Here is a 13,352-nt window from a genome sequence, read left to right as displayed (position 1 = left end):
CCACATCCTCACAGGTGAAAATCACCCTGATAAAGTTTGATATCCAGCGTGGTCGCCAGCGCTTTGTAGCGCAGCAGCACGCGGGTAAATAACAGGCTGACCAGCATCGCCAGCGAGCGGTAGCCCTGCGGCACGGTGCGGTAACCAAAACGCAGCGTCTGCGCCCGATGAATCGCCGCCGCTTCCTCCAGCAGGATAAAGATAAAGCGCCAGATGAGCAGGATCTGTTCCGTTAACAGGCGCGGCGCACGCGCACGCTTCAGCAACAAAATCAACTGCGGAAACGGCAAGTTCAGCACCAGCCAGAAGGTCGCCGACAGCGCCGCCAGGCTACGCCACAGCGTGGCGTTTGCCGCCGTCAATCCTTCCGGCAGCACGCCGAGCCAGACGTGACCCAGTGGCACGCCGAACAGCAAATGCGCAGGTTCACGGGTAACGCTGAACAGGATCGTCACGACGCCCACCAGTAAAAATCCCAGCGGGATTGCCATCCAGCGCAGCCAGCGCCACAGCGACATGCGCAGCAGCCAACAGGTGAACGCCGCGACAAAAACCAGCAAGATCCCCTGCCCGATGGGCGGCAGGGAAAAGGCCAGCGCCATCATCAGCAGCCAGCAGAAGAACTTGCGCTCCGGCGCGACCGTAGCCCAACGGCTCTGGTAGCTGAGCCGATCAAGACCGTTCGCTATCACGCTGTCTGCCTTTCATATAACCGAGAATGTAGAAAATCACCGCCGCACCTATCGAGCCTTGCAGTGTAAACAGCAGGCTTTCGATCTCGCCGCTTGCCGGTTCATACAGCGGCTGGAACCACGGCTGGTAATGCGGCGCAACGGCCTGGATCTGGCTTTCCGCTTCCCCATCGGAACCGCCATATTCGCCGCCATGGTTGATAAAGAAAGGCATGATCACCAGGGCAATCACCATCGCCAGCAGAATCAGGGTCTTTTTCATCTTAATGCTCCTGTGCGGTAATAAGCTGGCGCCGGGTAAGCTGGTCGTAGATCATCACGGTCAGCAACCCTTCAGCGATGGCAATCGGGATTTGCGTCAGGCAGAAGATGCCCATAAATTTCACCACCGACCCGGTCGCCCCGTGCTGCGGGTCCGGAAAGGCGACGCCCAGTTGCACCGACGTCACGAAATAGGTCACCAGGTCGGCGAGCATGGCGCAGAGAAACACCGCGACATCACGGCGGAACCCCGCACGGCAGGCCAGTTTCCACACCAGGTAGCCGACCACCGGGCCAATCACCGCCATCGACATGCCATTCGCGCCAAGCGTGGTCAATCCGCCGTGCGCCAGCAATAGCGCCTGGAACAGCAGCACAATCGCGCCGAGAACCGCCACCACGCCCGGACCAAACAGAATCACCGCCAGCCCCACGCCGGTCGGATGGGAACAACTGCCGGTCACCGAGGGAATCTTCAGCGCCGACAAGACAAAAATAAACGCGCCGCACAGCGCCAGCAGCACTTTCTGGTTGGTGTCGTCCGCCACGATGCGGCGCAAACGCACCAGTCCGTACCACAGGCACGGCAGGAATAGCAGCCACCAGGCCAGCGCCCACATCGGCGGCAGGAAACCTTCCATGATGTGCATGGCGAACGCCTCCTGCGGCACCACCATCAGCAACATGGCGGCGGCGAGTCCGCTGAAAGACAGCTGTTTCAGTTGTTGCACTTTCATACCCTCTCCCACTGTTTATTGACCAGGATGGTCGAAAAATAGGGCAGCGGCTGATCGTCGCTGACATCACCCAGTTGCCGCCAGCACTGCTCTCCCGGTAATGTGGCTTCCGCCATCATCAGGGCGCAATCGAGCAGGCCCGCTTCATGTAACAACGCTTTGATACGGGCAAAACGGCCATACACTTTCATCAGCACCAGGCTGTCGTGCTGCTGCAACGCCAGGCGGATGTCACTCTCCGGCGCGGTGCAGGAGATCACGGCCAGCGACTGCTGCTCCATGGCCAGCGGTGTCTGCGTGCGTGCGGCGATGGCGGCAAACGACGTCACGCCCGGGACGATCTCTACGTGTTCCGGGTGTTGCAGACGTTGCAACAAAAACACCCAGGTGCTGAATAACATCGCATCGCCAAGGGTGATAAAACCAACCTGCTTACCGGCCTGTACTTCCGCGTCCAGCGCGGCGGCAACTTCATCCCACACGGCTTCTTTTTCCGCGCTGTCGGCGCTCATCGGGAAATGGCAACAGCGCACGTCGGTCTGTTCGCCAAGGTATTCCCGCACGATGGAGAGCGCCAGGCTGTCTCCCCCTTTGCGCCCGGCCGGGGCATAGAGCACATCCAGTCTGCCGAGGATACGCGCGCCGCGCACGGTGATCAGGTCCGCCGCGCCAGGGCCGGTGCTCAGAGCGTAAAGTTTGCCACTCATGCTGCGGCCTCCAGCGTCTGCGTCAGCGCCTGTTGCAGATGGCGGACAAACATCGCCCGCACATCAGCGTTTTCCCCCAGGCCTTGTAGCCACGGTGTGGCAGCAATACCGACCCGTTCAAACTGCGTTTTCCAGGAATCGTCATCGTCAGACGCCATATCGTTAATCGCGTGATCGCCCGCCACCAGCATCAGCGGCATCAGGTGGACGGCGTTGACCCCTTCATGGCGCAACCCATCGATCAGCAAATCGATTTCCGGGTAACTCTCCACCGCGCCAACCCGCGCAGGAAAACGATGAGCGGCCATCATATGGTCGAGACAGGCATAAGCAGAAAACGCATGATGACTGGCGCCGTGGCCCATAAACACCACCCGTTCATGCGGGCCGACCTGCGGCATCTGACGGGAAAGCGCCTGCATCAGATGCAGATAATCGTCATGACTGCTGAGCAGCGGCGCGCCAATCACCAGCCGTTGAAACAGCGGACGCAGGGTCTGCACTTCGCGGACGATTTTTTCGTACTCATCGCCGTTAATGATGTGCAATGACTGGATCGCCACATCCTGGTAGCCCGCGTCGGCGAGTTTTTGCAGCGCCTGCAATGGGGTATCGATATGCAGGTTGTCGCGCTGTTTCAGTTTGCGGATGATCATGCCGGAGGTGAAGGCGCGAAACAGCGTGCGGTCCGGGCAACTGGCCGCCAGCTCGCGCTCGCAGGCAACAATATTTTTCTCACAGGTGTCGTGATAACTGGTGCCGAAGCTCACCACTAAAAGTGCTTTTTTCATTCTGTTCTCCTCACTGTGTCGCCAGCCAGCGTCGCAACCGCCGTGAAAATGCGTCCTGACTGTCCAGTCTCTCTTCGCCCACCACCACTGTCTGCGGACGGGTAATAACAATGCACGGAATGCCGGCCGCAAGTGCAGGCTCTATTTTTTCCAGGTAGCCCCCTTCCGCACCGGAGGCTTTGGTGATCATCACCTCGACCCGGTACTGGCGGTAAAAGGCTGCGTTAAATTCCGCGCTGAACGGGCCGCAGAGCGCAAAAATGTCGCCAACGCCAAAACCCAGCGCCGCGCACTGCGCCACCACGTCCGGCACCGGCAACACCCGCGCCAACAGCGTTTTACCCGGTAGCCCTGCGCGCCAGCGCGCCAGATCTTTACTGCCGGTGGTGAGCAAAATGCGCTCGCCCAGTTCACGGGCTTGCTCACAGGCTGCTTCCAGCGAGGCGACATAAAACAGCAACGGATGCGTTAAATCCGGCACCTGTTCCGGACGCTGGTAGCGGCTTAACAACACCTGCGCCTGCTCACAGGCATGGGCGATATTGCGACTTACCACATCGGCGTAAGGATGAGAGGCATCAATCACCCAGCGGGTACGATTTTGCTGCAACCAGGCCACCATCTCGCCCAACTCCAGACGGCCGCAACGCACCTGACCGCGAATATTTCCCGCCAGTTGTTGCCCGGTCGGTGTCGCCACGGACAGCGTGTAACCCACGCCCGCCGCGTCCAGTTGCTGGCAAATCTGCCGCGCATCGCTGGTTCCGCCAATCACCAGCACGTCGCCCGCCGTCACAGGCTGTAGCCTCGCGGGGTGATCATCAGTCCGTTTTGCACATAGGTGGCGCGGTTCCCGACAATCACCAGGCTGGTCATATCGACAGGTTCAAAGTCCATCGCGCCCAGCGTGGTCAGCCACTTCTCCTCTTTTTTCCGCCCGGCGGATTTCACCACGCCAACCGGGGTATCCGCGTGTTTACTGGCCGCCAGCAGTTCAAACGCTCTTGCCAGGTGGCCTTCACGACCCCGGCTGCGCGGGTTGTAGAAGCAGATAACAAAGTCCGCTTCACCGGCAGCAACAATGCGTTTTTCAATCACCGGCCACGGCGTCATCAAATCGCTGAGGCTGATGTGGCAGAAGTCATGCATTAACGGTGCGCCAAGCAATGCAGCGGCGGCGATACTGGCGGTCATGCCGGGCACCAGACGGACCTCCACATCCAGTTGCTGCTTGCCGACCAGTTCCAACACCAGCCCGGCCATGCCGTAAATCCCGGCATCGCCGCTGCTGATCAGCGCCACGTTATGCCCGGCCTGCGCCAGTTCAATCGCCGCCTGGCAGCGTTCGATCTCTTTGCACATGCCGGTTTTGATCACCTGTTTATCGCCGGTAAAGGCTTTCACCAGATGGGTGTAGGTTTTATAACCAACGACAATGTCCGCCGCTTGCAGCGCGTCGATGGCTTCCATGGTCATCATGGCTTGTGAGCCTGGGCCAATCCCGATTACCGTTAACATCAGTGTGAAACTCCCAAAGTAATAGTCACGCCCTGCTCGCGCAGGGTCTCGCCCACCAGTTGCCCCTGGCTCATCAGCCAGGCCGCCGGGCCGGAAACGCTCCCGACGCCGGCGGTTTGCCGCACAAATTCGGAGGCGGGAAAATGGTGTTCGTGCTGGCGCAGCACGTCAGCGCTGAACACTTCAAACGGCACGCGCAGGCTTTGCGCAAGCTGCACCAGCCCTCGCTCGTCTTGTTTGAGCGTAATGCTCCCCACGGCCCGCAGCGCCAGCGGGTCAAAAGCGTGTGCATGCAGTTGCCGCTGCAACAGCATCGACAACAGCGCAAACGGCGTATCCCGCCGACAGCCAATGCCCGCCACCACACGCCTGGGCACCAGCTTGAAGACCGGCAGTGAAAGCGCAGGCAACTCAGCCTGGGTCGTCACGCAGACCAGTGCATCCAGCGCCGGCAGCACCTCCAGATCCGTCACCGCAATAAACCCGCGCGTGTCGCAGCCCGCGACTTCTTCGCGCATTGCCGCGTCGCACCACAGGCCGATGCGTTTACCGCTCACCAGCATGTGGTTGATGGTCTTTACCGCCGGGCGGAACCCGTCCATCCGCGCGTCAAGCTGGCTTGCCAGCGTATCCAGCGCTGCCAGTTCGTTAACATCGGTCGCGGTGGTGATCACCGGATCGGCGTCCAGCACCCCGGCCAGGTAGCGCGCCAGCGCATTGGCACCGCCGTAGTGCCCGGAGAGCAGGCTGATCACATGCTGCCCGCGCTCATCGATCACGATCACCGCCGGATCAATAAACTTGTCATTGACCAACGGTGCGATAACGCGCACGGCGATGCCCGTCGCGCCAATAAAAATCACCGCCGAATAGTGGCTGAACGCCTCACGCAGGGTCTGTGCAAAACCACCTTCAAAGGGCGCAAACCCGTCCCTTTGCAGCTTTTCGCTGGTAAAGCAGGTCATCGGCAGCGCCGGTTTCAGGCGTTCAGCCAGCGCCATGCCGCCGGGTGTCAGGCAAAACAGCGCAATGGATTCAGGCTTTACGGTATTCATGGCTAAAGTCCGCCGCATAGAGTCGGGAGTAGTGGTACTCCTCCCCCAGAAACGCGCCCACGAGGATCAGCGCAGTTTTGCGGATCCCGGCCTCGCGCACCTTGTCGCCGATATCAGCCAGCGTGCCGCGCACGGTCTGGCTCTCCGGCCATGTCGCTTTGTAAATAACGGCGACAGGCGTGGTGTGCGGATAGCCGCCTTCAATCAAACGCTCCGCCACGCGGTGAATACGTTGTACGGAGAGGTAAATCGCCATGGAGGTCTGATGACTGGCGAACGACTCCAGTTGCTCGCGCGGCGGCACCGGCGTACGCCCTTCCAGGCGGGTGATGATCAGGCTCTGCGATACCTCCGGCACGGTGTACTCCACCCCCAGTTCCGCCGCCGCCCCCAGGAACGCACTGACACCGGGGATCACCTGCCAACGGATGCCGCGACGGGTTAGCACTTCACCCTGCTCGCGCACCGAGCCATACAGCGAGACATCACCGGTTTGCAGCCGCACCACCACTTTCCCGGCGTTTACCCCGGCTTCCATCAGATCGATAATCTGCTCAAGGTGCAGTTCAGCGCTGTCGTGGCACTCGGCATCCGCCGGGCAATACTCCAGCAGTTCGGTGTTGATCAACGATCCGGCGTAAATCACTACCTGCGCCTGTTGCAATAGCCGGTAGCCTTTGAGCGTGATCAGCTCCTTATCGCCTGGCCCCGCGCCAACAAACCAGACGGTGTGCGCCTCCACGGTGTCAGCCATGGTGTTTCTCCTTTTCGCAGGAAATCAAAAAAACGGGATTATTCGGTTTGAAGTAGTGACCACTGCCAAGCCCGGTGAGCAGGGAGACCTGGATTTGCTGACAATCCAGCGCGGCGACATGGCGGGCGGCAAGGTGCGCCAGCGCAGCATTGAGGTTTTCCTGCAGGATAAAGGTCATCACCAGTCGGCCACCGGGGTGCAGTTGCGCCAGTGACCAGTCAATCAGTTGCGTCAGGTTGCCGCCGCTGCCGCCCATAAACACCGCGTCCGCCGGTTGTTCCACAAACAGCGGTGCGACCCCGGCAACAATGGCAATGTTGCGGCAGTCAAAATGCAGGCAGTTCTCTTCCAGCAGCCCGAGCGCTGCCGGGTTACGCTCAATGGCAGTCACCCGCAGTTGTGGGTGGGCGAGCGCCGCTTCAATGCTGACGCTGCCGGTTCCGGCGCCAATATCGATCAGGTGGCGCGCCTGATGCAGCGCCAGCTTTGACAGCGCCAGCGCACGCACCGCTTCTTTGGTCATCGGTACCTTTTCGCCACGAATAAACAGCTCATCTTTCATTGAGGATCACCACCACATTCATCTCGTATTGCGCCTGAACATCCGCGGGTCGCAACCGCTGGATACGCTCGTTGTCCATGCCAAGATTCTCACCAATCACCAGCCAGCGATCGGCGGCGCCGCGGGCTATCAGCGCATCGGCAATGGCTTTTGGACCACAGCGCGCATCGGTAACCATCGCCACTTTGGGCTCGCGGGCAAGCCGGTCAAAATCCACCTCACGCCCGTGGCTGCTGGTCAGCCAGATGTCGTTCATGTCGATCCCGGTGCGCGAGCACAGATACTGCACGGCGCTGATGCCGGGGATAATCTGCAACTGTTCAATGCCAAAGTGCGCGACCAGCCGGGTGCCGATGCCGTAAAACAGCGGATCGCCGGAGGCCAGCACCACCACCCGTCGCGCCGTCTGTTGCTCCAGCCAAGCAAGCAGCGCGGAGATGTCGCTATCCAGCGCACGCACTTCACCGCGAAATGCCGGGAATTGCGCCAGATGGCGCTTACCGCCGACCAGCACATCCGCCTGCGCGACGGCCTCTAACGCCTGCGGCGTCATCAGGGCAAGATGACCCGGTCCCATACCCGCTATCGTCAGCATTGCAGCTCCCGGGCAATCGCCTCTGGCGAGCGGTTAGCGCCCAGCACTTTGTTATCGAAAGAGAACATAATGGCGTCGCACTGCGGCGGGGTTTGCGTGAAGCGCAGCATCTGCTCAATGCGCTGGCAAATCCGCCGCGCCAGATGGTCATAGAGATGGTTAAACCCGGCGGCGTCGATGTGCTCCATCGCTGCTTCGGTGGTATCGCAGTCGCTGACCGCCAGCAACAACGCGTGCGGCGCACCGAGTAGCGCAAGGTGCGCGACCAGGGTTTCCATACGCGCATCGGCAATGTGGCTGTGGGTATGAAAGATACCGGCGGCGATTTTCACCAGCTTGCCAGGGTGCCCCACCAGCACAATCTGCCGGAAGCCCATGCGCACCGCTTCTTCGATCATGTAACCCACGAAGTTACTCATCGTCACCACGAGCTCGCCGGAGACGCCCAGTTGTTCGCGAACGAAACGCTCGCCGTGGTTGCCTGGAACGAGGATCACCCGCTCCATCCCACCCGCGCGTTTTTGCTCCAGCTCCAGCGACAGCGAACGTTTCCAGCTCTCTTCCGACATCGGCGTCACGATGCCGGTGGTGCCAATAATTGAAATACCGCCAAGGATGCCAAGCCGCCCGTTGTAGGTTTTCTTCGCCCGCTCTTCCCCTTCCGGGGCGAAGATTTCCACCTCCGCGCCACGCGTCGGGCCAATCACCTCTCGCACCGCGGCTTCAATGGTCTGGCGTGGCGTGCGATTGATCGCCGCTTCGCCCACCGCGAGGCCAATGCCTTTACGGGTTACCCGCCCCACCCCTTCGCCACCGCGCAGCGTAATATCACCGCTGTCGTTTACCGTCACGCGGGCAAAAATCAGCATGCCATGCGTCGCGTCCACATCGTCGCCCCCGTCTTTGCGGATAGCCGCCATCGCCTGCTGGCCTTCAATATGCGGAGATTCCACGTTGAGACGCAGCGTGACGCCGGAGGGCGTGACAATCGACACCTGGTGAATGATGTGCTGGCGCAGCACCATCAGCGCGGCGACTTTTGCCGCCGCTGTAGCGCAGGAGCCGGTGGTGTAGCCTTTGCGTAGCGCTTTGCCGTTGTGCCACACCGGGTCGTCGAAGGCGGGCTCGCTCATTGCGCCTCCCGCAGGCTGTAGAGCAAGGCATTGATAATGGCGGCGGCGACGTTGCTGCCCCCTTTGCGACCACGGGCGGCAATCGCCGGTAAACCGCTTTCCACCAGCGCTTCTTTCGACTCTTCCGCGCCCACAAAACCGACCGGCACGCCCACCACGCCGCTGACCTGCGCCTTATGTTCGAGCAAGCGGAACAGTGCGGTGGGGGCATTGCCAAAGACAAAGATTTTTTCACCCTCTTCACCCAGCGCCAGATCCACCGCCGCCATAGAGCGGGTGATGCCGTCCGCTTTGGCTCTGCGCACCACGCGTGGGTCGGAGATATAACAACGCACCTCGCCGCCAAACTGCGCCAGCAGCGTTTTATTAATGCCGGAGAGCGCCATGGTGGTGTCGGTATAGAGGGAGCAACCGCGTGTAATCGCCCTACACAAGCTTTCCAGCGCATCCGGGGAGAAGTGCAGGATATCCAGCCAGTCGAAATCGGCGGTGGTGTGAATGACCCGTTTGATCACCGCTTCATGCAGCGGGCTGGCAAAACGGTAATCGGGACGGGTCTCATGAACGATCTCGCCGATAATGACAAAACTTTTGGCCTCAATAGCCTGCGGTTGCTGCAAGTAATCCATTTTTTCCATCCTCAGGCTCCCGCCAGTAGGTAATGCGTCAGTGCAAACAACGCCAGCGCCAGCGTGGAAGCTACCCACATCAGGCCAATGGTTCGTGGGATGTCATCCACCTCAATGGTGCGGCGTTCATCGCCAATCCAGGGTTTTTCGACGCGTTCGCCGAAGTAGTCATTCGGGCCGCCAAGACGGACGCCCAGCGCCCCGGCAACGGTGCCTTCCGGCCAGGCGCAGTTGGGACTGCTGTGATGACGTCGATCGCGAAAACCGATACGCAATGCGTTGCGGGCGTTGTAGCCGCACAACAGGGTCGCGGCGCTCAGCAGTAACCAGCTCAGCCGCGCCGGAATGAAGTTCGCCACATCGTCCAGCCGGGCGCTGACCATGCCAATGGCGCGGTATTTTTCATGCTTGTAGCCAACCATCGAGTCCAGCGTGTTGACCGCTTTATAGGCCATGGCCAGCGGCGCGCCGCCGATCAGTAAAAAGAACAGCGGCGCAATCACACCGTCGACGGTGTTTTCCGCCACGGTTTCCACCACCGCACGGGTGATCTGCGGTGGTTGCAGTTGCGCCGTGTCGCGCCCGACAATCCACGACAATTTTTCGCGGCTGTCGCTGAGCGAGCCACGGCGCAGCGCGTTTTCCACGTCCCGCGCCATATCCGCCAGGCAGCGCGTCGCCAGAGTGGTGTAGATGATCCACACCTGCACACACCAGCCCAACCACGGATGGACCGTCGTTGCCAACGTCAGCACGCCCCAGCTCACCGTCCAGGTAATGCCCACCACCAGCAACCACATCACACCGCCGCCAATGCGCAGCGTCACATCACTGTGACAACACTGGCGCACCACGCGCTGGATGTGCGTAATCAATGCGCCAATCCAGCGCACCGGGTGCGGCCAGTGCGGCGGGTCGCCAAGCAGATGATCGAGCAGAAACGCCGCACACCATGCCAGTAACGTCATAAGGCGCTCCTTGCGGCACGAAACCAGTGGTTGAGCATCTGCGGGCGTTGCCCGAAATGCAGATGCAGATAGCTGGCGAAGGTATTCCCCACCTGCCAGCCGCCCTGCCAGCGTTTCAACACCTCGCCATCGCGGGTTTTGTAGCAATCCAGCACGGCAGCATGCTGCGGGGTAAAGTCGGAGTAATGGAATTCGTGCCCCCGCAGGGTCTCGCCCGGTGCCGCGAGCAGCGTCTGTTGCGTGGCGCGGGCTTCACAGTAACCAAAGCGGGTCAGCCGTTTGCCCATCACACTGTGACCGGGGATAACATCCGCCATCGGCCAGCGGTGGCCATCGGCATCACACAGCGTGGTGCCGAGGTACATCAGACCACCGCATTCGGCATAGATCACCACACCGCGCTGGTGGGCGGCGCGGATGGCGTCACGCATCGGCTGATTGGCCGACAGTGCACGCGCATGCAGTTCCGGGTATCCCCCACCCAGCCACACCATCTGGCACGCTGGCAATGTGCGGTCATGCAATGGACTGAAACGCACAATATGGACGCCAGCACGTTCCAGCAGCAGCAGGTTATCCGGGTAGTAAAAGTTGAAGGCTTCGTCGTCCGCCAGCGCGAGCGTCAGCCCGGCCCCTTCCTGTTCTTGCTCACAGGAAGGGATATCGCCTTCCGGCAGACGGGTAATGGCGCTCAGGGCGAGCAAGCGGTGGATATCCACGGTCTGCGCCAGTCGGTCGGCAAAGTCACGCCACGGCTGCGCATCCACGATGGATTCGCGGGCAGTGACCAGCCCAAGGTGGCGTTCGGGCAGCGCCACGCCCGGCACGGTCGGCACATACCCCAGCACCGGCACCGCACAGTACTGTTCGATGGCCTGTTTCAGCAGTTGATAGTGACTGTCGCTGTTGACGCGGTTAACAATCACCCCGGCAATCGGCAACTGCGGGTCGAAATGGCAAAAGCCCATCACCGTGGCGGCAATCGACGTGGAGACCGCTTTGCCGTCCACCAGCAGGATCACCGGCACGCCAAGCTGTTTTGCCAGCCCGGCGCTGCTGCAATAGTGGGGATCGGTGCCGTAACCGTCGTACAGCCCCATCACGCCTTCGATAACGGCAACGTCAGCGGCGAGCAGATGCTGTGTAAACAGGGCATTAAGCGTGGGTTCCGGCAGCATAAAACTGTCGAGATTGCGGGAAGGAACGCCGGTAACGGCGCTGTGCCAGGCGGTGTCGATATAGTCCGGACCGACTTTAAAAGGCTGCACGTGCAGGCCGAGGCGCTGCAAAACGGTGAGCAACCCGAGCGTGACGGTGGTTTTCCCACAGCCACTGCCCGTGCCGGCAAGGATAAAGGCGCTGCGCCTGTCTGACATTCCTGAAGCCCCGTAGCGGGTGGAAAAGGTGAAGTCAGGACGCGCGTCTGCCCAGTCTGTCGACTGTACGCTTCTGAGCAACCCACTTCCCACCGAAGTTGTTGATAACTGCCCATCAGGTCGGTCTTCTGGCTTAGCGTCATCCTCGCCCGTCCTTCCCGATCCTGCGATCAGTGGTGATTACGGGGTTGTCAGCATCACAGCAGCGGGGGCTGCGGGGGATTTTCACCCCCTTCCCTGCCGCAACAGCGTGCGGCGTAACCGGATGGATTATTCATCACGGTGTGTAATTATCACCGTAATGTAGTCCCTGAATGCACTATATCGCAGCAGGGAAATAAAAACTGGTTCAGTTTATCGGGACGTAAACAATAATTTGTTGCGCTATAACAATTTATTGCTCACCCCGTTGATTAAAGCCTTATGCAGTCTTGATTCAGATGATTATTACGCCATATTCGAATAACAAAATATTGCTATCGGAAATTTAATCCCCGTCATAGTTTGCATTATTTTGCAAACGGAAGGCTTGTGGCGTCACCTGGTAAGTCTGGCGAAATACTTTGCAAAAATAGCTGGTTTGCGAAAATCCTAAATTGCGCGCAATACTGGCAATGCTCCAGTCGCTGTGGCACAGCATTTCGCGGGCGCTGGCCATACGCTGGCGGTTCACCCACGCGTTAAAGCCAATGCCCTGATATTTTTTGAATAACTTACTGAAGTAGTAAGGGCTGAGATAAACGTGCGCCGCCACGTCCTCCAGCCGCAGCTCATCGGAAAGATGCGCGTCAATGTAGCGCAGCGCTTTTTTCATTTTGCTGTCATGCGGCCCCTGGTTGCGCGGCGTATGGCTCGCGTCAGAGGATTGTTGATCTTTGATAACCACAAAATTAATCTGCTTTTTCAGGCAGTTATCAACAATAAGCTGCAACAGATCCGCCGAAGCAATAACCCGCGAGTAATCCATTTCCGGCACACTGTGGAACGCGTCCATCAGTACCGGATCAGCCTGCCAGCGGTCATCAATATTGAGAATATCCACCAGTTCCACGCCGCTGTTCTCGCGCAAACGCACCTGTCCACAGAGCACAAATCCCACCAGATGCCCGGCAATCACCAACGGAATAGAGAAGTCGGTTAATCCGGCATGGCAGCGATAGATGCAGGGCTGGTTGGATTTCGACGCTTCGAACCCGCCACAGCGATCGCTCATGCGGCAGCGATCGCTGTGCTGCGGATGCTGGCGCATACGCTGGCAAAACGGGGTGAAATTAAACAGCCCGGAGATCTCTTCGCCGTGGATATTCACCACAACAACGGCCAACCCGGTGGCTTGAGCAAAATCCTGGGCGATTTTATTAATGAGTTCCGAGTTGAGCGCACTCGCAGAAATCATGATAAAACCTCTCAGTGAATTTTAATTTATTGTTATAAACAGGCTATTTGTTTACGCGACTGATAACGTTAATAACATATATTTCATAAGATATGTCGCTAAACTGAAATCAACATAACAAAAGTCTCCCATCCCTGGGAGGCCATTTATTGCTTTCGGGAAAGCAGATCACGAAATA

Annotated in this window: 16 protein-coding genes and 1 riboswitch; all 16 genes read right to left on the bottom strand. The window is 59.5% G+C overall.

Going from position 1 to position 13,352, the window contains the following annotated elements; translation table 11 throughout:
- Nucleotides 1–8: 8 nt before the first annotated feature.
- The 16 genes from ACQ3G7_RS03015 to pocR all read right to left on the bottom strand — a co-directional run bounded on the left by ACQ3G7_RS03015 (nucleotide 9) and on the right by pocR (nucleotide 13,174).
- Nucleotides 9–689, bottom strand: a complete 681-nt coding sequence (locus tag ACQ3G7_RS03015; RefSeq protein WP_430888899.1) for an energy-coupling factor ABC transporter transmembrane protein — start codon at nucleotides 687–689, stop codon at nucleotides 9–11.
- A complete protein-coding gene (locus ACQ3G7_RS03010) occupies nucleotides 673–954 on the bottom strand; it encodes an energy-coupling factor ABC transporter substrate-binding protein (protein ID WP_263100272.1) in 282 nt (93 codons plus the stop codon). The genes ACQ3G7_RS03015 and ACQ3G7_RS03010 overlap by 17 nt, the downstream gene beginning before the upstream one ends.
- 1 nt (nucleotide 955) lies before the next feature.
- Nucleotides 956–1,690, bottom strand: coding sequence for a cobalt ECF transporter S component CbiM (gene cbiM / locus ACQ3G7_RS03005; RefSeq protein ID WP_430888774.1), 735 nt, complete (start codon nucleotides 1,688–1,690; stop codon nucleotides 956–958).
- Nucleotides 1,687–2,397 (bottom strand): cobalt-factor II C(20)-methyltransferase, encoded by a 711-nt coding sequence (locus ACQ3G7_RS03000; RefSeq protein WP_430888773.1) that lies wholly within the window; start codon nucleotides 2,395–2,397, stop codon nucleotides 1,687–1,689. The genes cbiM and ACQ3G7_RS03000 overlap by 4 nt, the downstream gene beginning before the upstream one ends.
- The gene (gene cbiK, locus ACQ3G7_RS02995; protein WP_430888772.1) at nucleotides 2,394–3,188 is read right to left on the bottom strand and encodes a sirohydrochlorin cobaltochelatase; all 795 of its coding nucleotides are present in this window, start codon (nucleotides 3,186–3,188) and stop codon (nucleotides 2,394–2,396) included. The genes ACQ3G7_RS03000 and cbiK overlap by 4 nt, the downstream gene beginning before the upstream one ends.
- 10 nt (nucleotides 3,189–3,198) lie before the next feature.
- On the bottom strand, nucleotides 3,199–3,984 hold the full coding sequence (locus ACQ3G7_RS02990; RefSeq protein ID WP_430888771.1) for a cobalt-precorrin-6A reductase: 786 nt from the start codon (nucleotides 3,982–3,984) through the stop codon (nucleotides 3,199–3,201).
- The gene (locus tag ACQ3G7_RS02985) at nucleotides 3,981–4,706 is read right to left on the bottom strand and encodes a precorrin-3B C(17)-methyltransferase (RefSeq protein ID WP_263100267.1); all 726 of its coding nucleotides are present in this window, start codon (nucleotides 4,704–4,706) and stop codon (nucleotides 3,981–3,983) included. Before ACQ3G7_RS02985 ends, ACQ3G7_RS02990 begins: the two co-directional genes overlap by 4 nt.
- Nucleotides 4,706–5,761, bottom strand: a complete 1,056-nt coding sequence (gene cbiG, locus ACQ3G7_RS02980; RefSeq protein ID WP_430888770.1) for a cobalt-precorrin 5A hydrolase — start codon at nucleotides 5,759–5,761, stop codon at nucleotides 4,706–4,708. The genes ACQ3G7_RS02985 and cbiG overlap by 1 nt, the downstream gene beginning before the upstream one ends.
- On the bottom strand, nucleotides 5,742–6,515 hold the full coding sequence (locus tag ACQ3G7_RS02975; RefSeq protein WP_430888769.1) for a cobalt-precorrin-4 methyltransferase: 774 nt from the start codon (nucleotides 6,513–6,515) through the stop codon (nucleotides 5,742–5,744). Before ACQ3G7_RS02975 ends, cbiG begins: the two co-directional genes overlap by 20 nt.
- Complete coding sequence (locus tag ACQ3G7_RS02970; protein WP_430888768.1) at nucleotides 6,508–7,077, bottom strand: decarboxylating cobalt-precorrin-6B (C(15))-methyltransferase; 570 nt, start codon at nucleotides 7,075–7,077, stop codon at nucleotides 6,508–6,510. Before ACQ3G7_RS02970 ends, ACQ3G7_RS02975 begins: the two co-directional genes overlap by 8 nt.
- Nucleotides 7,067–7,672: a precorrin-6y C5,15-methyltransferase (decarboxylating) subunit CbiE gene (gene cbiE, locus ACQ3G7_RS02965; protein ID WP_430888767.1), complete on the bottom strand. Its 606-nt coding sequence runs from the start codon at nucleotides 7,670–7,672 to the stop codon at nucleotides 7,067–7,069. Before cbiE ends, ACQ3G7_RS02970 begins: the two co-directional genes overlap by 11 nt.
- The gene (gene cbiD / locus ACQ3G7_RS02960; RefSeq protein ID WP_430888766.1) at nucleotides 7,666–8,805 is read right to left on the bottom strand and encodes a cobalt-precorrin-5B (C(1))-methyltransferase CbiD; all 1,140 of its coding nucleotides are present in this window, start codon (nucleotides 8,803–8,805) and stop codon (nucleotides 7,666–7,668) included. Before cbiD ends, cbiE begins: the two co-directional genes overlap by 7 nt.
- Complete coding sequence (locus ACQ3G7_RS02955; protein ID WP_430888898.1) at nucleotides 8,802–9,434, bottom strand: cobalt-precorrin-8 methylmutase; 633 nt, start codon at nucleotides 9,432–9,434, stop codon at nucleotides 8,802–8,804. Before ACQ3G7_RS02955 ends, cbiD begins: the two co-directional genes overlap by 4 nt.
- A gap of 11 nt (nucleotides 9,435–9,445) precedes the next feature.
- Nucleotides 9,446–10,402: an adenosylcobinamide-phosphate synthase CbiB gene (cbiB, locus tag ACQ3G7_RS02950; RefSeq protein WP_430888765.1), complete on the bottom strand. Its 957-nt coding sequence runs from the start codon at nucleotides 10,400–10,402 to the stop codon at nucleotides 9,446–9,448.
- A complete protein-coding gene (locus ACQ3G7_RS02945) occupies nucleotides 10,399–11,778 on the bottom strand; it encodes a cobyrinic acid a,c-diamide synthase CobB (protein ID WP_430888764.1) in 1,380 nt (459 codons plus the stop codon). The genes cbiB and ACQ3G7_RS02945 overlap by 4 nt, the downstream gene beginning before the upstream one ends.
- Nucleotides 11,779–11,879: 101 nt before the next feature.
- Nucleotides 11,880–12,059: riboswitch (cobalamin riboswitch) on the bottom strand.
- A gap of 206 nt (nucleotides 12,060–12,265) precedes the next feature.
- A complete protein-coding gene (pocR, locus tag ACQ3G7_RS02940) occupies nucleotides 12,266–13,174 on the bottom strand; it encodes a transcriptional regulator PocR (RefSeq protein WP_263100258.1) in 909 nt (302 codons plus the stop codon).
- Nucleotides 13,175–13,352 lie beyond the last annotated feature (178 nt).

The organism is Kosakonia sp. N21 (assembly GCF_050587465.1).
Lineage (GTDB): Bacteria > Pseudomonadota > Gammaproteobacteria > Enterobacterales > Enterobacteriaceae.
Note: the sequence above shows the minus strand (reverse complement) of the source record. Positions and strands in the feature narration are given on the sequence as shown.

Bases quoted from the DNA above. Each gene is read 5' to 3' on its own strand.
- ACQ3G7_RS02955 (WP_430888898.1), bottom strand. From the start codon at position 9,434: ATGGATTACTTGCAGCAACCGCAGGCTATTGAGGCCAAAAGTTTTGTC.
- ACQ3G7_RS02985 (WP_263100267.1), bottom strand. From the start codon at position 4,706: ATGTTAACGGTAATCGGGATTGGCCCAGGCTCACAAGCCATGATGACC.
- cbiB (WP_430888765.1), bottom strand. From the start codon at position 10,402: ATGACGTTACTGGCATGGTGTGCGGCGTTTCTGCTCGATCATCTGCTT.
- ACQ3G7_RS03010 (WP_263100272.1), bottom strand. From the start codon at position 954: ATGAAAAAGACCCTGATTCTGCTGGCGATGGTGATTGCCCTGGTGATC.
- cbiM (WP_430888774.1), bottom strand. From the start codon at position 1,690: ATGAAAGTGCAACAACTGAAACAGCTGTCTTTCAGCGGACTCGCCGCC.
- cbiD (WP_430888766.1), bottom strand. From the start codon at position 8,805: ATGAGCGAGCCCGCCTTCGACGACCCGGTGTGGCACAACGGCAAAGCG.
- ACQ3G7_RS02975 (WP_430888769.1), bottom strand. From the start codon at position 6,515: ATGGCTGACACCGTGGAGGCGCACACCGTCTGGTTTGTTGGCGCGGGG.
- cbiK (WP_430888772.1), bottom strand. From the start codon at position 3,188: ATGAAAAAAGCACTTTTAGTGGTGAGCTTCGGCACCAGTTATCACGAC.
- cbiG (WP_430888770.1), bottom strand. From the start codon at position 5,761: ATGAATACCGTAAAGCCTGAATCCATTGCGCTGTTTTGCCTGACACCC.
- ACQ3G7_RS03000 (WP_430888773.1), bottom strand. From the start codon at position 2,397: ATGAGTGGCAAACTTTACGCTCTGAGCACCGGCCCTGGCGCGGCGGAC.
- ACQ3G7_RS02970 (WP_430888768.1), bottom strand. From the start codon at position 7,077: ATGAAAGATGAGCTGTTTATTCGTGGCGAAAAGGTACCGATGACCAAA.
- ACQ3G7_RS02945 (WP_430888764.1), bottom strand. From the start codon at position 11,778: ATGTCAGACAGGCGCAGCGCCTTTATCCTTGCCGGCACGGGCAGTGGC.
- cbiE (WP_430888767.1), bottom strand. From the start codon at position 7,672: ATGCTGACGATAGCGGGTATGGGACCGGGTCATCTTGCCCTGATGACG.
- pocR (WP_263100258.1), bottom strand. From the start codon at position 13,174: ATGATTTCTGCGAGTGCGCTCAACTCGGAACTCATTAATAAAATCGCC.